This is a genomic window from Breznakibacter xylanolyticus (genome assembly GCF_003254275.1).
GTDB lineage: Bacteria > Bacteroidota > Bacteroidia > Bacteroidales > Marinilabiliaceae > Breznakibacter > Breznakibacter xylanolyticus.
Window position 1 is genome coordinate 887 of sequence record NZ_QKZK01000013.1, and the last position, 15989, is coordinate 16875.

Here is a 15989-nt window from a genome sequence, read left to right on the forward strand (position 1 = left end):
GGCTGAATGTCTGCTCCCACAATGGGTGAGTAGATGCTTAAATCGACTACCGGCTGGGGAAACCACGAAATGGTAGCTGTGTCTGAATTGATACATCCGTTGATGTCGGTGATGGATACCCATGCTTCGCCTTCTTCGGTGGCTGTGTATTGTTGGTTTGTTGTCCCATCATGCCATAAATAGTTAGCCATTCCTGCCGGAGCGATGATGTTGGTTGGTGTGTTGGCGCAAATGGTGCTGTTTGATAAGTTAATGTCGGGTAATGGGTTGACGGTAATGGTTTTTGTTTGGATTGTCCCGCAATTTTCGGTGTTCCATACGGTTAGTCGGATGTCGTAAGTGCCTGTGTTTGTTGGAATGAAGTAGTTGTTGGTTTGGGTGGGATCAATGGGTTGTCCTACAATTTCCCATTGAGTTTTGGCGTTGTTGGTGGTGTTAAATATGGTGTCGCCCAGGCAGATGGATGATGGCGCGTTGCTCAGGTCGATCATCGGGCTTTCATACGTGATTAATGTGACCGTGTCAGTGATGATGCAATTGTTCTGGTCATTTGCTTGCACCCATACGATCTGTGTTTGATTGGAGGGCACCAAAACCGAAATAGTACTGGTGTTGGTTTCTCCGGTACTCCATAGGTAATTGTTGTATGTATCCTGGGCGTTGAGGATGATGGGGTTTTCAGGACAGAAATAGATGCTGTCAGGATTGGCTGTACCAAATATGCCGGTGTCGTAAGTGATGTCAATGATTGATTGTGGATGCCATGAATAGATAATGGTGTCCATGGCTGAGCATCCTTTGTCGTCCGTGATTTTCAGCCAGTAAGTATCGGGTTGTGTGGCGTTGTAGCTGGATGTGGTACTTCCATCTTGCCACAAAAATGAAACGGCATTGGCCGGTCCCTGTATGACCTGTGATGTGTTAGGACATCCTATGATGTCAGGGATGTCGAATTCAGGCAATGGGCTGACGGTGATGTTGATGTCGATGGTGGTGTTGCAGCTGTCGGGACTCCAAGCGGTTAGCTTGTAGATGCCACCTTGTTGGGGGATCAGATAGTTGGCGTCCGATTGAATAACCTGTCCGTCAAGCTCCCATCGGTAATGAGCCATGGGGGTGGTGTTGAAAATGGTGTCGCCCATGCATACATTGATGGCCGTGCCGGGAATCAATGGTTCTGAGCCGATGGTCAGGTTGACCTCGGCGCCCGGATAACCAATGATATCGACAGTGTCGCGGTTGGTGCAGCCCAGATCATCGGTAACCTCGAGCCATATTTGTGACTGCGAGTCGGCAATGCCGCTTAAATCAAGTGAGGTGCCTGTGGCGCCGGTGCTCCATTGGTAATCGGCATGTGTGGTGGGTGCCTGTAGGGTGTACAATTCACCCGGGCAGAGGTTGATGCTCTCGGGAAAGTTGATTTCAGGCAGTATAAATTCCACATCAATAGAGTCGGTCGCAGAACAGCCATTGGGTGTTAATGAGGTCAGATAGAAACGATCAGTGCGGTTGATGTCGATGTAGGGCTGTGTGGAGAGGATTTCATCACCTGTTGATTGCGATCGCCAGATGTAGGAGAGTTGTGGGCTCTTGGTCTCCAAGTGAATCATGTTGCCATTGCATTCCAGGGTGGGGCCAACAATTTTGACATTGCTGTACGACGAAAAATACCCAAAGTTGAGTCCGGTGTGTTGCTTGTCGTGCGACCATTCCGTGAGGTTGACCACGCTCATGTGAAACAGTCCGGTGCTGTTGGTCATGGTGTAGACCTGATATTGCGACAGGATGGCCGACATGTCGATGCTGGCCACGTACCATTTCTCTAACGGAACGGTGATGCCGGTCGGCACTTCACGCCATGTGATGCCTGTTGTAAAGTTGATGGTGGCGCCGTTTTTGTCTTATAGGGTGAAGTTGTCTCGGTCTTTGCCTTTCACCATCAGTTGCAGGTTAAAGGTGCTCGAGAAATTGCGGGTGAAGCTGATGGTTCGGGAGCCGGTACAGGCAATGTGTGGCAGTATGGCACTCCCGAAATCATTCCTGTTTTGTTGTTGGAGACCCGATATTTGGTAGACGTAAATAGGCTTGTTTGTTTTGATGTAAATGTCACCTGTTTGGTTGGTAACCGGGAACGAGAATTGCTGGTTGGTGCCCAGCAATCCTTTGTATTGTCCGAAAATCTCAAATTCCGTGTCGTCTTCGGTGGTGACAATAAAGATGCGGTCGAAATCGGGGGGCGATGTTCCGGTGCGTATGGCAATATATTCGGTTCCCAGTGTGGTGACCGGGATAAGTTGGTCGCCAATGAGGTCGCGTGGCTGCACTTTGGCTGCACCTCCCGATTGTTTGATGGAGTCGTCTGAGATGGTCACTGCAATGTCCTTGTCTGCATTGATTTCGATGCCGGCCAGGTTGATGGCATCGTCCTGACTGGTCGATTGCACGCTGTAAGTCTCACCTTTGTTGAGGGTGAGTGTGATGGTGGAGCCTGCCGCATGTCCTGCCAGGCTTTTGTTGGCAGGGACGGTGATAGTGACGGTGGTGTTGTCTTCAGTGGCCACAATATTGACCTGCTCGTAGGGTTTGGGGTTGCCCACGGTGTCATCGTTGTTGAATTCGTCCTGTGATGGCACAATGAATCGGGTTCCCAACGCATTGTCTCCTTTAAGAATAAAGGCTTCAGGGTTGCCGGGGTTTAGGGCTTCGTAATAGGTGGTGATGGGTGATGTAGCGGTGATCAGAAGCCCTTTGTTATTAATTGTGTTGATTGGTTTGTTTTCAACTTTTGCTGTGTTGAATAAAGCTGAATAGGCCGGGTCGTCTGAGCGGACAGTTAATTGGGTGTTGGCGGGAATGTTGACTGTGAATGGTGTGAATCCTGCTTGTGCCGGCATGCTGATGGTGACGGTGGCAGGTTCATCGAAGGCTGTAAAACGCAATGCGATGGGTTCATCACCCACCGATGATGAAATGTCGGGTGCCACAAACCAAAATTCGGTGTCGGTTTGCGATTGTGCCACATGTTGGTTTAACCCGGTGAGGAGGGCGATAATGCAAATGGCTTTGTATAGAAGGCGAGTCCAACGGGAGAGTGGATGACTGGCTGACATGGTGCAGTTGGTTTTTCAGTTGGAGGGCAAGGTTCGGATGGCAGATTGCTCGTGAGGTTAAATATCTTTAACGGTAGCTTTTGGGTGAGGTTTCACTTTCGATTTCCTGCATTATCTTATGAATGTATTTATGTTAATATGTGTTTAGTGCAAAACGTTGGTTGTCTGTTGGTGTAAGAAAAATGACGTTTCGTCAAAAAAAATAAAGTGGGCTCTTTTTTATATTGAGGCGCAGATGGGTTTCGTTTTTCTTTGTAAAATTTACAGAATAATGGTTGAAAGGTTAAGTGGATTATTCTGTTGATGTGATCTAATTTGAAATGCCTGCAATTGAGAATTTCTTCTTTCTATTGGCAATGATTGCTATTTCCATCCTGGCTGAAGATGAGGGGTGGCTTGGTTGTGTGTTCTCTGTCGTTTGATGGTATGCGGCGGTGTGGAATGATTATCTTTGCGCCCGGAAATAAAGTCGGTATGTTAATGTTGTTTCGTTTTTTGTGTGTCGGGTGGTTCTTGTTGATGACAAGTGCCGGAGCTGATGTGCATCAGCGGGAGATCATGGCCACATCCGAGACGCAGTCCATTGAAACACCTTCCGGGTGGTTGGCATTGTCGGGTGAACCCGGTACATCGGTGCGTCTTGTGGTGCCTTCTGCATCGGTTGTTCCCCTGTTTTGGGTTTTTTGCGCCATGCTTCAATATGATGGGTGGCGCATCGGCGTAACTTTTAAGGACGCTATGTTTCCCCGTTTGTCATGGGTGTTGATGCAAGCCCATTTCAGATTGTTGTTTCCTTTTCATTCTTTTTGGTGATGATGATTGTTTCGTCAAACGACCTGGGTTGTTTGCTTTTCGGATGGTGCGCTTGGTGTCATCCGTGTTTTTACGCGTAATTCATTTATCTAAAAAAGATTGAAACAATGACATTGATTAATATTCTCGTGGTGGTTCTGTTAATTGGGCTGCCAATCTATTTTATGCTTCGAAGTGCAAAAGGTGGTCAGCGCAAAATGGTGCAACAACTGACCGATAGTGCCATAGTCAAAGGGTTTATGGCATCTGAGGTGCTTGTGTTTTCAACCCGTTTGGCGGTGGCGGTTGATGCCCTTCGGCACACCCTGCTGGTGGGCAACTGGCGCGAGGGGGCGATGACCATGGAGGCTATCGCGCTTGAGGCGTTCGAACAGATTAAAGTGGTTGAAAAGAAAATGTCGCAATCCGATTCGTCTGTTGGTGAATTGGAGCTGGTGCTTTTATCTCGTGGTCGTGAGTGGCGTCTGCAACTTTTTCATGCCTACACCGATGGGTTAAATTCCGGAGCCGAAGCTGTTGGCAAGGCACAAACCCTCAAGGCGCAGTTGTTGCCTTGTATTAAGGCTGATCACACGGCTTGATGATGGTGGGATTGAGTAAGCCATGGTTGTCGTTTCCCTTGGGACGCGAGAGCCATGGCTCTTTTTTTGTACTTTTGCGGTGCGGTCATTTCATTTGCTGGCCGGTGAAAATATATGGTTAATCAGGCATCGTTATTTGAACAGGAAGGTTATTTGCATCGTTTTAAAGCAGATGTGAATGAGATTGCGCTACCTGATCGTTTCAACTATCCCTTTCATTATGTGCCTCATTCGTTGGCGGTGATGGCTGCCGATGAAGTCCAGCAGCACCTTCTTTTACAATCCTCTTGGGTGCATGATTTTGGCATTCATCAGCGCGTTAATGGCTCCAATATTGGAAAGATGTTTGGCGTGTTGGTGGTGCGCGACCGGCATGGAGATTTGGGATATCTGGCCGCTTTTTCAGGCAAATTGGCTGGAACCAACCATTTGCCGGGTTTTGTGCCTCCTGTGGTCGACTTGCTCGACGAAACCGGATTTTATCGCCGGGGGGAGGCGTTGATTTCTGAGATAAACCATCAAATCAAATGTCTGGAATCCTCCTTCGACCTTGCGCGCTTGAAAGAGCAGCACCAACAATTGGTTTTACAGTTGGATGCCCAATTGGCTGATTACCGGCAGGCAATGAAACAAGCTAAGAAGTTACGCGACGCTCAACGCGAAGTGGCTCAGGGCAACTGTTCATCGGAATCTTTGGATGATCTCAAAGCCCGTTTGAAGAACGAAAGCTTGAAATGGCAATATGACCTTAAGGTGATGCTCAGACGGCGTGACGAGCAAGTCGATCAAAACCGTCAACTTCTCGATGCTTATCTTAATAAAATACAGGACTTAAAGGACGAACGAAAGACCCGCTCGGCTGCGCTTCAGCAGCAAATGTTCGACTGCTATGCTTTTCTCGATGCAAGGGGGCAGCGTCGCAATTTGCGCGATATCTTCAGTGCCACCGAATTGCAGGTGCCGCCGGCGGGTGCCGGTGACTGTGCTGCCCCTAAGTTATTGCAATATGCGTATTTACATGGATTACAGCCGGTGACCATGGCTGAATTCTGGTGGGGGCAATCTCCGGCTTCCGAAGTTCGGCGTCACGGCCATTTTTATCCTTCGTGCAACAGCAAGTGTAAACCCATTTTGGGGCACATGCTGCAAGGGTTGTCGGTCGATCCTAATCCGGTGCTGGCAACGGCACTTGTGGGTGTTGAACCGCAGATAATTTATGACGATGATGTGATGGCTGTGGTCAACAAACCGGCCGAATATCTGTCTGTTCCCGGCAAGACAGAGGCGCCATCGGTGTTCACATTTGTGCGTAATCGGTACCCTCAAGCCGATGGACCATTGATGGTGCATCGGCTCGATATGTCCACTTCAGGGCTCATCGTTATCGCTAAAAACATGCAGGCCTATCATCATTTGCAAAACCAGTTTCAGAACCATCTGATCCGAAAACGGTACGTGGCGCTGCTCGATGGCGTGGTGCCGGAAGAACGTGGCGTGGTGCAACTGCCCTTGCGGGTCGATTTGGATGATCGTCCGCGGCAGCTGGTTTGTTTTGAACATGGCAAACCATCGGTCACCCATTGGCGCGTTATCGGGCGCGGGGAGAAAACCACCCGGGTACATTTTTTTCCGCTAACCGGCCGCACCCATCAGTTGCGCATGCACGCGGCTCATTCCCTGGGGCTCAATTGTCCCATTGTGGGTGACGATTTGTATGGTCAGCCGGCCAATCGGCTTCATTTACACGCCGAAACACTCGAGTTGGTGCATCCGGTCAGCGGTAGTGCAATGAAGTTTTTTGCCCCGCCCGATTTTTAATGTCTATTCAAGTATGTGGTTGGCGTGAACGTGAGGCTCTCATGTGGCAAAGCCGTTGGCTGGCTTTCTGTTTTTGTCGCTTTTGATTCCTTGGCACATTGCACTATGACGAGCGAGAGTGACGTGGTCATGATAAAAATGATGGCGGTTGATCTGATTCGTCCCATGGCGATTGGTATTATGGTTGACATGAATTTAAGGACGAATGGCTCCGTTGTGCAAATGTTTTTTTAGGATGAATGGTAGCAACGTTGCAAAGGGCTTGAGTGAAGAAGTGCAAATGTGTCTGAGTAAGAAACATACTGACGAATCGACAACGTCGCTTTACCGAGCAACGAAAGTGGAAACGCAGGAGGGTTGCTAAGCATGAAAGAGCAAGAGTACAGGCGTGTCATTAAAAGGCTCCCTTGGGGGGATTTAGGGGGCTGCAATAAAAGTTTACCCTCCGGGATGGGCTCATAAAACTAAAAAAATGAAATTTACCCGCGAAGATTATAACCGAAGGATTATTGATGTCGATGGAAAAATTCCTGACGATGAACCCGTTTTTTTACTGCGAGCTCAGGATAAATTCGCCTCGTTGACCCTCAAGAAATATTGTGAATTCCTTGAACAGGAAGCTGAAATTACCCACAACACTGCCTTGATGGAAATGGCCAAAGAGTTGCGTGCGCATGCCCACGACATGCTCATGTGGAAATATTCGCATGTGCCCGACAAACCGGCTTCTAAATGAGTGGATGGTTTGCCGTCTGCTCTCGTGCTCCGGTTATGCCATCAACAGCCAGCTGATGTATCCCACATACAACGACAGGAAAACCAGCCCTTCCCATCGATCAATTTGTCGACCCTTGCCGGTAAATAGAAATGCGAACAGAAGGATGGATGCCACAATGTTTATCATCAGGTCGAGGTTCGCTGCTGGTGTGATCGATACCGGAAAAATGGTGGCCGATGCTCCCAAGATCAGGAATGTGTTGAAAATGCACGATCCCACTACGTTGCCAATGGCCAAATCCACATTCCCCTTTCGTGCAGCCACCACCGAGGCGGCCAGCTCGGGTAGTGAAGTTCCTATGGAAACGATGGTGATGGCGATGACCCGTTCCGACATTCCCGCCAGACGTGCCAGCTCAACGGCGGAGTACACAATGGCGCGTCCTCCGGCAATGAGCAATCCTAATCCCAGCGCCAAAAACATCAGCGCTTTGGCAATGGTATAATCTTTTGATGGCACTTCGTCTTCGTTGCCCCCTTTGACGGACAGTGAAATGTTGTAAGCCAGAAATATCATAAAAAACATCAGTAAAACAATGCCTTCGGAGCGTGATATGACCATTGTGGCACTTTGGTCGAGAAATACATCACTGGCCATCACCAGCATCACCACTGCCGCCAATAGTGCCAATGGAATCTCAATCCAGGTGGTTTGACGGTTCACCATCAATGGGTTGTATAAGGCTGCGATGCCCAGTATGGCAAGTATGTTAAAGATGTTGCTCCCGGTGACGTTGCCCATGACCATTTCAGGATTTTTGTTGACAGCCGCGAAGACGTTGACAATCAATTCGGGTGCCGATGTGCCAAAGGCCACAATCGTTAGTCCGATGACTATGTTGGGGATGTTCATGCGTCGAGCCAGCGACGAGGCGCTTTCAATCATCAGGTGGGCGCCATATATCAGAGCCGCAAATCCGGCAATGAGCAAAAGGGTGTAAAGCATTTTTTTTTGACGTTTTCGGCAAATATAAATCCTTCTATTGAGATGCAAGGTCTGCATTTTGTTTTTTTCTTTTTTTTGTGTTGGGTCGATGTTGCTTGGCGACTTTACTTTTGGAGCTATTAGGTTTTGTATGCTCTTTCTGTCTCCAGCACTTTTCCCATCTTTAGATTGACAGGCAAAAGTGCTTTCGCCTTCGCGCCGATTATTTCGTATTTTTGTGATGAAAATAATACCCCCTCGATTATGAACACTCCCGACTTCCCATTGGGGATTTACAAACGCATTGTTCTGACTCCCAATCTCGAGTTTTTTATGCCCGAGGAGGAGTCCGATCTCAACGTGCCGCTGCTGGGGGAGGTTAGAGCCGGATTTCCATCGCCGGCAGGCGATTATATGGAGCTTCGGTTAGATTTGAATCGTGAACTGGTTCGAAATCCCGATGCCACTTTTTATGCCCGTGTGCGGGGCAAATCTATGATACACGCCGGCCTCGATGAAGGTGATGTGCTGGTCATTGATCGTAGCCTCGAACCTGTCTCCGGTAAAATTGCCGTGTGTTATGTCGATGGTGAATTTACCGTCAAGCGCATCCGTATTGAAAAGGATGTGTGCTGGTTGCTGCCTGCCAATGATGATTTTGAACCCATCCGCGTGACTGCAGATAATGATTTTATTGTGTGGGGAATTGTTAGTTACGTTATCAAAAAGGTATGATCGCTCTGGTCGATTGCAATAACTTTTATGCCAGCTGTGAACGTCTTTTCCGTCCCGATCTCAAGACGAAACCCATCGTGGTGTTGTCAAATAACGACGGGTGTGTGATTGCCCGTTCCAATGAGTCCAAGGCGTTGGGCATTCCCATGGGAGCGCCGGCGCATGAGTGCATCAAGCTGATTCGCGAGCACGACGTGCAGGTGTTTTCATCCAACTATACCCTTTATGGAGATATCAGCAGCCGCGTCATGAATGTGTTGTCACAGTTTGCGCCCGATATGGAAATTTACTCCATCGACGAAGCGTTTCTTTGTTTCGATGGTGTGACCTCTTCACCCGAAGAGCTTGGTCTTCAGATTCGACAAACGGTGATGAAGTGGGTGGGCATCCCTGTCAGCATTGGTTTTGCTCCGACCAAAACATTGGCCAAGGCGGCTAACCGAATTGCCAAAAAATTCCCGCAACTCAATAACGTTTTTGTCATCGAAAACGAGCAGCAGCGTGAAAAAGTGCTTCGATGGCTGCCCATTGAGGATGTGTGGGGATTAGGGCGACAGTACTCCAAGCGGATGGCTCAAATGCAGGTGTTTAAAGCCTGGGATTTTGTGAATTTAAGCGATGCATACGTGCGCAAGCATTTCACGGTGGTGGGGTTGCGCATCAAGAACGAGCTCGAGGGGCAACGTTGTTTTACTTTTGAAGGGCTGCCCCCTGCTAAAAAAAGCATTGCCACCACCCGTAGTTTTGGAACCATGCTCACCTCGCTCGATGATGTGAAAGAGGCTGTGGTCAATCATGCTGTGAGTTGTGCTGCCAAGTTACGCCGACAAAGGTCGTGCGCGATGCAGTTGATGGTTTTTATTCATACCAACGGCTTTCGTACTGATTTGCCGCAATACATGCGTAACAAGGTTGTCGATTTACCCACGCCTACGAACAATAGTTCGGTGTTAGCCAAGTATGCCGCTGCATTGCTTGAGTCAATTTTTCGCGATGGGTATCAGTACAAAAAGGCAGGGGTGGTGGTATTACAGTTGGTTCCTCAAAACCAGGTACAGCTCAATTTATTCGATCCGTTAGATATCGTCAAAGGAAATCGTCTGTTTGAAGTGGTGGATAAGCTCAATAACAGCTATGGCACAGGTACGGTAAAGTTGGCGGCACAAGGCACTGGACGCAGTTGGAAACTCAAGCAGGAGCGCATCAGTAAAAAGTACACCACCGATTGGGGGGACTTATTGGACATAGGTAAATAGAGGCATTTTCGTTTGAAGTGTGTTTCTATGTGTTTCGCATGATGCGCGTTTTTGCTTGCAGATGATTGTTTATTTGCCTTATGTTGTGAATAAAATTCCCAACCCTTAATTCCCATTCTTTATAAAACGATGTTGAAATGTGTTTTTATTATCAACTGAGTCATTTGGCGCAGCGTCATGCTGCTCGGGCAAAAGAGCCTTTGATGGGCATCGTCGATTTGGTGAATGGGTTTCGTCATCCCTTGCTGCCGGTGGTCAGGCGCGATGGTGCTGTGATGATGCATTGGGGATTGGTGCCGGCAGCATCGCCGCAGTTCGATTTGTCGACATCACATCTCAACGCCCGGCGCGAAACGGCTCACGAGAAACCGGCTTTTCGTCATGCCATGGTTACGCAACATTGCCTGGTGCCTGCTACCGGTTTTTTTGAGTGGCAGCATGTCGGCAGTACCAAACAACCCTGGTTTGTCCGGTTGCGTAATGCTCATGACTTCTCGTTTGCAGGTATTTATGATGTGTGGCAGGATGACTCTTCAGGGCAGGTGTTGGCGTCGTTTGCCATTCTCACCACCGATGCGAATGATACTATGGCAGGTATTCACAACACCCAAAAACGGATGCCGGTGATACTCCCCTTAGCCATGGAGCAGAAATGGCTGGCCCCTGACATATCTGATTCCGATATTGTTGAACTCACCAATCCTCTCGATGATGCTCTTTTAGAAGCTTGGCCTGTAAAGCCCTTTCGTCCTCAACATCCTTCGCCCGATTTGTCAAAACGGTGGGATGGGGGTATGCAGTCGTTGTTTTGATGCTTCGGATGAAGGTGTGGTTTGCTTTTAATTGTGTGTTTTAATGCTATTTAATCATCTTTATCTGATCGCACACTTTGTTGGCCACATCGGACCCTAAAAACAGGGTGAGTCCTTTTTTGATGGCTTCGGCCAGCGATGGAATGTGTTCAGGTTTGATGTCATCTTCACTGATGCCGATGTTTTTCGACTGGGTTTTTAGCACGCCGCCGGCCATGAATTCCCCAACCAGGGGAAGCATGATTTCGTGTATTTTTTGTGCCAAGGGGTTTTTATATTGTCTCATGGTTGTAGTTCTTCTCAATTTAAATCTTAAACGATTCGATTAACTCCTTTTGGCGTAAAGCCGCGATGCCAATCGCCAAATAACCTGCATTCCATAACAGGTCTGTATAGTTCCCGTTTGAATAAAGGTCTTGCCAGTCGAGAACTGAATAGATTAAATCGGCCACCGTCATAAAAATAAATCCGATGGTGAGAAACCGAAGGGGTTTTGACAGGATGGCTGTTCCAAACAGGGAGGTGATGTACATGAGAATAACGGCGGGGATAACCAAGAACAAATCGGCCACGGGATAAAACAGATAGAAGATTTTGGCAATAAGCGTTGTTTCATCGTCTTGCATTACCGGAATCAGCAGATATAGGATGACGCAACTGATTACAATAGAGAAAAGGGTTGCAAAGAGCCAGTATAGCTTGGTGTTACCCATGGGGAAGCCACTTTTTTTGTAGGCCCAGTAAAGCACCCACATGCCCGATACAAGGGGCAAATAAGCATTGCACCAAAAAACATCTGCCAGTGTGGGGAACGACTCACTCATGTCGATGTGCGCATAAATCTCGAGAAAGGCATAGGTGCTTTCTGCCAGCATATTCAGGATGGTGCCGATGAGAATGAGCATCCACGATAGCTTGGTGTGATCGAATGTCTTAAAGCTTTTAAAGGCAAGGAACAGACAGTAACATGCTATCAATGATGTTAATATTGGCATAAAGTCGCTCACGTACCTCATGCTGAGGCTTCCATCGGGCAGTATTAAAAAAAGGAGTAGGTTAAGGGGGATGAGAATTGCCGCTGTCCATCCCAAATTTTTTGAAGTAATCATTGGTGGTAACATAGTTAGGTTTTTCTTTTATGCTTCTTCTTTAGAGTGCTTAAATTATGGATTTTTTTTGAAATGGTAATGCTTTATTTGTGTAATTTACACTTATTGTTGGTTGTGGTTTTCTTTGTGACGTGTTTGATATTCATAATGCGTTTGTGATGTGTGATTTCAATTGATTGATGATGCAGCTATTTAATGTCTCGTTTGTAAATAAAGAGCTGGTTTTTTGCTGGCAATCGACTGGACTGGGGCGTTTATTGTTGGCGGCTTCTCCTACCGGCCTTTGTTATGCCGCATTTGACGATGGCCTTGCCATGGATAATTTATTCAGTCGTTTTCCCGGATGTTCTTTGGTGGAGCAATACAATCCTGTTTTGCATTTGGCTTTGTTGTGTTTTCATTCGAAGGGATCACTTGTGGATTTGCGATTAGAGGTTACTGCGACGCCCTTTCAGTTTGCGGTTTGGAAGGCATTGTTGGATATTCCCTCGGGGAAAGTGGTTACTTATGGTGAAATTGCTGTCCGTGTGGGGCATCCCAAAGCTGTCAGAGCGGTGGGAACTGCCGTGGGGGCTAATCCCTTGGCGTTGTTTGTTCCCTGCCATCGAGTGGTGCCCCAATTGGGCGGTGTGGGTAATTATCGTTGGGGGCAGGAGCGTAAAAAACAGCTGTTGGAGGTTGAAAAACAAAACCTCCATCCGGGAATTTGGTTGAGCCTTTAACCTCGTTTGCTGATTTCTTCCAGCATTGGCCGATTGGTGAGGATGATGTCCTTTTCATTGAGGATGATAAGGCCGTCTTTTTCAAAACTCTTGAGTAGTTTAACGGCGCTTTCGGTGGTGATGCCCGTAAAATCAGCAATGTCTTTTCTCGAAAAATACTGGAAGATGTCCGGGTGGGTTGTTTTGAGGGTGTCGATGTAAAGCAGGGTGTCGGCCATGCGTCCGTTCATCTGTTTAAAAGCCGATTGCTGCAAGGTGTGGTATAAATTGGCATTTTGAAGACAATAGCGTTTGATGATGTGAAAGGCAAACGTCCCGTTTTGTTGGGAAACATTGGCGATGGCTGCCTTGTCGATTAAAAATGCACGGCACTCGGTAATGGCCATCGATGAGTAATTGTACACCGGGGCTGCAAAAACATGCGAGAGACCAATGAATTCGCCGGGCTGGATAATTCGTAAGTTGAGCGTGCGCCCACTCTCGCCCTCGATGTATTGGCGCGACAGGCCATCCACGATGAATAAAATGTACGAGGCAAAGGCGCCTTGTTTGGTCAGTGTGTCACCCTTTCGAAACAGTACCTGTGTTTTGCTGGCTTTTACCAGTTCCATCTCCTCGGGGGTGAGCATTTGAAAGCAGGGGGCGCTGATGTTGCAAATAAATTCCGGTTGGTCGGCGGTGATGGTTTTCATGTGATTATAATTAAGCCCCCTAATCCCCCAAAGGGGGACTTGATGGTTTTGTCCTTCTTGTTGATATGGTGGAACTTGCCAATAATCATCCTTCTGTGTGAGTAAGGCTTATTCATGGCTCGTTTCTTGTTTTTTATGATTTTATTCCCTCATCCCCCCAAGCAGGGCTTTAGATGATTGGTACTGGTCGATAATTGATGTGGTTTGCATCACAATTTTACTGTTTTTTTTGATGTCTCGTGGTGCATGTGGGAATCTATTTCGGGGCATTACACGGTGTTGTGGTGTCAGTGGGTTGATGAATCCCTATGGATCGGTTGTGCAATCTCAATTTTTTTCTTGTTGTCGTCGATGGCTTATGTGTTGATTGGGAATGACTCCGGGGTTATTTTTGCACATATCTCAACCATGACTTCATGGTTGGATAATAAATGTCAGAACAACCATAAAAATGAATGAATCATGAAAGGGAATTTTCAAAATATTATCAATGATACACGGCCTGTAGTGGTCGATTTTTTTGCCACATGGTGTGGCCCTTGCAAAGCACAAGCGCCAATATTGAACGAGTTGGCTTCTGAAATGGGCGAGCAGGTGCGCATTATCAAAATTGATGTGGATCAAAATCCCGATCTGGCATCCCGTTATCGGGTTCAGGGAGTGCCTACTTTGATGGTTTTTCAAAGTGGGCAGGTGCGTTATCAGCAATCGGGCGTGCACTCCAAACCTCAGCTTAAAGGGGTGCTGCAGCGAGTGATGGCATCGTAAATGATTTGCACCTCATTGCCGCTGTGCACTGATGTTGTTAATGTATAAATCAACGTTTTAATAGATGTTTGTAAATAAAGTATATCATGGATAATCAATGTAATTTGCCTCCTAAACCAAAGACATTTAAAGCCTTTATTCAATCCCGTTATTTCTTGCGCCCCTTTATTGGCGTGGTGGTCGGCGCTGTGGCTGGTTATTTGTATTATTATTTTGTAGGTTGTGCGGGCGGTAGTTGCCCGCTAACGTCCAATCCCTATGCGTCGGTTATTGGTGGTGGATTGTTTGGTTATTTCATTGTCAACAGTCCGTGTACATCAGGGCGCTGTGGATGAGTATCTATTGGGTGAAGTGGTTAAATATGAGCGATTTTATTTGGCGCGATCTCTGTTTTAATACTGAATAATCTTCTTATGAGTCAGTATTTGATGCTTTTCAAATATAAAAAGACGCAATGTGAACCTTGATTGGGTTGCTTTGCGTCTTTTTTTTGATCCATTACGAAAGTTTTTGCATCATTTCCATTTCGTGAATGATTTCGTCAATCGATCGAAAGGTGTTGGGGAGGATGTCCGGAGGGCAAAAGCCGGTTTTCTCTTTTACCAAATAGCGTTTGCAGCTGTTCCATCCTTCATGACCGGCATCGCAATATTTGCGTCTATAGTTGGATGCTGTGGTGGCTTTGTCTTTTAAAATGCCATTGTAGATGGGGCATTTTTCGTAGTTTTTGCAAGTAGTTTCCATCTTATGGGTGTAGGTCGTTTGTTTTTGTTTGATTATTTGGGTTGCGAAATTAAACAAATAGCTTGCATTTTGGTGAAATGGTTTCTTAAAAAAAGTTAATATTTAATTTTCTTTGGGTTGATAATGAGTGTTTAAACTAATCTTTTCCGTGTTTGGGATTTGCGAACCGTTGTGTGCGTTTGCTCGACTTCAGATGTAGCCTTTTAGTTTGTAAACGGCCATTCCCAACCATTCTTTCATGAGTAAATCCCAGTTTTGGAGGATGCCGGCCGAGGGAATTAGGATGTCGCCCGGCGTGACTTTTTCGAGTGGGCTGAGGAAGTCGGCTCCCACCGGTACGACCCGAAATCCTTCTTTTTCGAAACACCTCTTGGCGCGCGGCATGTGCCAGGCCGAGGTGACCAGTACGATCTCTTTTTTAAGTTTTAAATCGTCAAACAGGTGTGACGTGTGGAGGGCATTTTCGTGTGTGTTGCGCGAAAGGGTGTCGATGAGTATTAAGCTGTCTGCAAGCCAATTATTTTTTAAGAAATCGTATAAGGCAGCAGCCTCGGGTCGCTGTTTTAACATGATGTTAGCCGAACCGCCTGTGATGATGAGGTGTTGGCTTTGGTTGGTTTTTACCATTTCAATGGCCTGCATCAGCCGGTCGGCACTTTGCGCAAAGCGGATGCGGTTGCTTGGGGCGTGGTGTGAACTCATGCCTCCCAGCACCACCACATTGCGGCAAGTCTGTAAGTCGGTTGGAAGGGGTTGAGGGGCTTCTTCCCATGCTTGAATGGCGCAGCGAAATAGAAATGGATTGCTGAATAACATTAGAATTGATAGCCCATAGGTCATTATTGTCTTTCGATATTGTTTGAATATCAGGCTTGTAATGATGAAAATGGTGGACAGGTTGAACGGCGAAATAAGAAATGCAAGTAGTTTTGAGAGGATAAAAAACATAAACGTCCGTTTGTGTGAATGAATATGGGTGAAGATAATGCTTTTCTTTTGTTTGAATGTGTGGCAACAATTGCTTTCGAATGGTTGTTGCAGTGAGTGAATCTTTGCATGCAGGCTTTGTGACATGGATGTTGCGATTGTTGGGAACGTGTTGTTTCTTGTGATAAATATGCTTATTT

General features: G+C 47.0%; 18 protein-coding genes. 10 read left to right on the top strand and 8 right to left on the bottom strand.

The window, feature by feature from the left end:
* The coding region (locus LX69_RS17765) for a hypothetical protein (protein ID WP_170124313.1) at positions 1 to 1850 on the bottom strand (1850 nt) is incomplete at its 3' end.
* A 51-nt stretch (positions 1851 to 1901) separates the two neighbouring features.
* Positions 1902 to 3110 carry an IgGFc-binding protein gene (locus tag LX69_RS09100; protein WP_111445708.1) on the bottom strand — a complete coding sequence of 403 codons (1209 nt, stop codon included), beginning with the start codon at positions 3108 to 3110 and terminating at the stop codon, positions 1902 to 1904.
* A 474-nt stretch (positions 3111 to 3584) separates the two neighbouring features.
* Between LX69_RS09100 and LX69_RS09105 the strand changes: the two genes are divergently transcribed.
* From LX69_RS09105 to LX69_RS09120, 4 genes are all read left to right on the top strand, one after another.
* Entirely contained in the window at positions 3585 to 3923 is a 339-nt protein-coding gene (locus LX69_RS09105) for a hypothetical protein (protein ID WP_111445709.1), read from the top strand.
* Between the two features lie 107 nt (positions 3924 to 4030).
* Entirely contained in the window at positions 4031 to 4504 is a 474-nt protein-coding gene (locus LX69_RS09110; protein ID WP_111445711.1) for a hypothetical protein, read from the top strand.
* Positions 4505 to 4618: 114 nt separating this feature from the next.
* The gene (locus tag LX69_RS09115) at positions 4619 to 6322 is read left to right on the top strand and encodes an RluA family pseudouridine synthase (RefSeq protein ID WP_111445713.1); all 1704 of its coding nucleotides are present in this window, start codon (positions 4619 to 4621) and stop codon (positions 6320 to 6322) included.
* A 472-nt stretch (positions 6323 to 6794) separates the two neighbouring features.
* The gene (locus LX69_RS09120; RefSeq protein WP_111445715.1) at positions 6795 to 7058 is read left to right on the top strand and encodes a hypothetical protein; all 264 of its coding nucleotides are present in this window, start codon (positions 6795 to 6797) and stop codon (positions 7056 to 7058) included.
* Positions 7059 to 7091: 33 nt separating this feature from the next.
* Here LX69_RS09120 and LX69_RS09125 read toward each other — a convergent pair whose 3' ends face one another.
* Positions 7092 to 8045, bottom strand: coding sequence for a calcium/sodium antiporter (locus tag LX69_RS09125; RefSeq protein ID WP_111445717.1), 954 nt, complete (start codon positions 8043 to 8045; stop codon positions 7092 to 7094).
* A gap of 243 nt (positions 8046 to 8288) precedes the next feature.
* On the opposite strand from LX69_RS09125, the gene LX69_RS09130 reads away from it, so the two are divergent.
* The 3 genes from LX69_RS09130 (at position 8289) to LX69_RS09140 (ending at position 10827) form a co-directional block, all read left to right on the top strand.
* Entirely contained in the window at positions 8289 to 8759 is a 471-nt protein-coding gene (locus tag LX69_RS09130; RefSeq protein ID WP_221621323.1) for a LexA family protein, read from the top strand.
* Entirely contained in the window at positions 8756 to 10015 is a 1260-nt protein-coding gene (locus LX69_RS09135) for a Y-family DNA polymerase (RefSeq protein ID WP_111445719.1), read from the top strand. The genes LX69_RS09130 and LX69_RS09135 overlap by 4 nt, the downstream gene beginning before the upstream one ends.
* A gap of 137 nt (positions 10016 to 10152) precedes the next feature.
* Positions 10153 to 10827 carry an SOS response-associated peptidase gene (locus tag LX69_RS09140; protein WP_111445721.1) on the top strand — a complete coding sequence of 225 codons (675 nt, stop codon included), beginning with the start codon at positions 10153 to 10155 and terminating at the stop codon, positions 10825 to 10827.
* A 46-nt stretch (positions 10828 to 10873) separates the two neighbouring features.
* Here LX69_RS09140 and LX69_RS09145 read toward each other — a convergent pair whose 3' ends face one another.
* Together LX69_RS09145 and LX69_RS09150 are read right to left on the bottom strand one after the other, a co-directional pair.
* The gene (locus LX69_RS09145; protein WP_146260696.1) at positions 10874 to 11113 is read right to left on the bottom strand and encodes a hypothetical protein; all 240 of its coding nucleotides are present in this window, start codon (positions 11111 to 11113) and stop codon (positions 10874 to 10876) included.
* Positions 11114 to 11132: 19 nt separating this feature from the next.
* Positions 11133 to 11948 carry a hypothetical protein gene (locus tag LX69_RS09150; RefSeq protein WP_146260697.1) on the bottom strand — a complete coding sequence of 272 codons (816 nt, stop codon included), beginning with the start codon at positions 11946 to 11948 and terminating at the stop codon, positions 11133 to 11135.
* A gap of 170 nt (positions 11949 to 12118) precedes the next feature.
* Here LX69_RS09150 and LX69_RS09155 point away from each other — a divergent pair, with 170 nt between their 5' ends.
* On the top strand, positions 12119 to 12658 hold the full coding sequence (locus LX69_RS09155) for a methylated-DNA--[protein]-cysteine S-methyltransferase (protein ID WP_221621324.1): 540 nt from the start codon (positions 12119 to 12121) through the stop codon (positions 12656 to 12658).
* Here LX69_RS09155 and LX69_RS09160 read toward each other — a convergent pair.
* A complete protein-coding gene (locus LX69_RS09160) occupies positions 12655 to 13350 on the bottom strand; it encodes a Crp/Fnr family transcriptional regulator (RefSeq protein ID WP_111445728.1) in 696 nt (231 codons plus the stop codon). The genes LX69_RS09155 and LX69_RS09160 overlap by 4 nt on opposite strands.
* A 462-nt stretch (positions 13351 to 13812) precedes the next feature.
* Here LX69_RS09160 and trxA point away from each other — a divergent pair, with 462 nt between their 5' ends.
* Both trxA and LX69_RS09175 read left to right on the top strand, forming a co-directional pair.
* Positions 13813 to 14118, top strand: a complete 306-nt coding sequence (gene trxA, locus LX69_RS09170; RefSeq protein ID WP_111445730.1) for a thioredoxin — start codon at positions 13813 to 13815, stop codon at positions 14116 to 14118.
* Between the two features lie 86 nt (positions 14119 to 14204).
* A complete protein-coding gene (locus tag LX69_RS09175; RefSeq protein ID WP_245934985.1) occupies positions 14205 to 14453 on the top strand; it encodes a hypothetical protein in 249 nt (82 codons plus the stop codon).
* A 163-nt stretch (positions 14454 to 14616) separates the two neighbouring features.
* On the opposite strand, the gene LX69_RS09180 is transcribed toward LX69_RS09175, so the two are convergent.
* Complete coding sequence (locus LX69_RS09180) at positions 14617 to 14862, bottom strand: hypothetical protein (protein WP_111445731.1); 246 nt, start codon at positions 14860 to 14862, stop codon at positions 14617 to 14619.
* A 189-nt stretch (positions 14863 to 15051) separates the two neighbouring features.
* A complete protein-coding gene (locus tag LX69_RS17770; protein WP_221621325.1) occupies positions 15052 to 15810 on the bottom strand; it encodes a YdcF family protein in 759 nt (252 codons plus the stop codon).
* Positions 15811 to 15989: the final 179 nt, after the last annotated feature.

Excerpts from the sequence above, each read along its gene's own strand:
- LX69_RS09160 (WP_111445728.1), bottom strand. The coding sequence starts at position 13,350 with ATGAAAACCATCACCGCCGACCAACCGGAATTTATTTGCAACATCAGC.
- LX69_RS09135 (WP_111445719.1), top strand. The coding sequence starts at position 8,756 with ATGATCGCTCTGGTCGATTGCAATAACTTTTATGCCAGCTGTGAACGT.
- LX69_RS09105 (WP_111445709.1), top strand. The coding sequence starts at position 3,585 with ATGTTAATGTTGTTTCGTTTTTTGTGTGTCGGGTGGTTCTTGTTGATG.
- LX69_RS09115 (WP_111445713.1), top strand. The coding sequence starts at position 4,619 with ATGGTTAATCAGGCATCGTTATTTGAACAGGAAGGTTATTTGCATCGT.
- LX69_RS09140 (WP_111445721.1), top strand. The coding sequence starts at position 10,153 with ATGTGTTTTTATTATCAACTGAGTCATTTGGCGCAGCGTCATGCTGCT.
- LX69_RS09130 (WP_221621323.1), top strand. The coding sequence starts at position 8,289 with ATGAACACTCCCGACTTCCCATTGGGGATTTACAAACGCATTGTTCTG.
- LX69_RS17770 (WP_221621325.1), bottom strand. The coding sequence starts at position 15,810 with ATGTTTTTTATCCTCTCAAAACTACTTGCATTTCTTATTTCGCCGTTC.
- LX69_RS09120 (WP_111445715.1), top strand. The coding sequence starts at position 6,795 with ATGAAATTTACCCGCGAAGATTATAACCGAAGGATTATTGATGTCGAT.
- LX69_RS09125 (WP_111445717.1), bottom strand. The coding sequence starts at position 8,045 with ATGCTTTACACCCTTTTGCTCATTGCCGGATTTGCGGCTCTGATATAT.
- LX69_RS09100 (WP_111445708.1), bottom strand. The coding sequence starts at position 3,110 with ATGTCAGCCAGTCATCCACTCTCCCGTTGGACTCGCCTTCTATACAAA.
- LX69_RS09175 (WP_245934985.1), top strand. The coding sequence starts at position 14,205 with ATGGATAATCAATGTAATTTGCCTCCTAAACCAAAGACATTTAAAGCC.
- LX69_RS09150 (WP_146260697.1), bottom strand. The coding sequence starts at position 11,948 with ATGTTACCACCAATGATTACTTCAAAAAATTTGGGATGGACAGCGGCA.
- LX69_RS09155 (WP_221621324.1), top strand. The coding sequence starts at position 12,119 with ATGCAGCTATTTAATGTCTCGTTTGTAAATAAAGAGCTGGTTTTTTGC.
- LX69_RS09180 (WP_111445731.1), bottom strand. The coding sequence starts at position 14,862 with ATGGAAACTACTTGCAAAAACTACGAAAAATGCCCCATCTACAATGGC.
- LX69_RS09145 (WP_146260696.1), bottom strand. The coding sequence starts at position 11,113 with ATGAGACAATATAAAAACCCCTTGGCACAAAAAATACACGAAATCATG.
- LX69_RS09110 (WP_111445711.1), top strand. The coding sequence starts at position 4,031 with ATGACATTGATTAATATTCTCGTGGTGGTTCTGTTAATTGGGCTGCCA.
- trxA (WP_111445730.1), top strand. The coding sequence starts at position 13,813 with ATGAAAGGGAATTTTCAAAATATTATCAATGATACACGGCCTGTAGTG.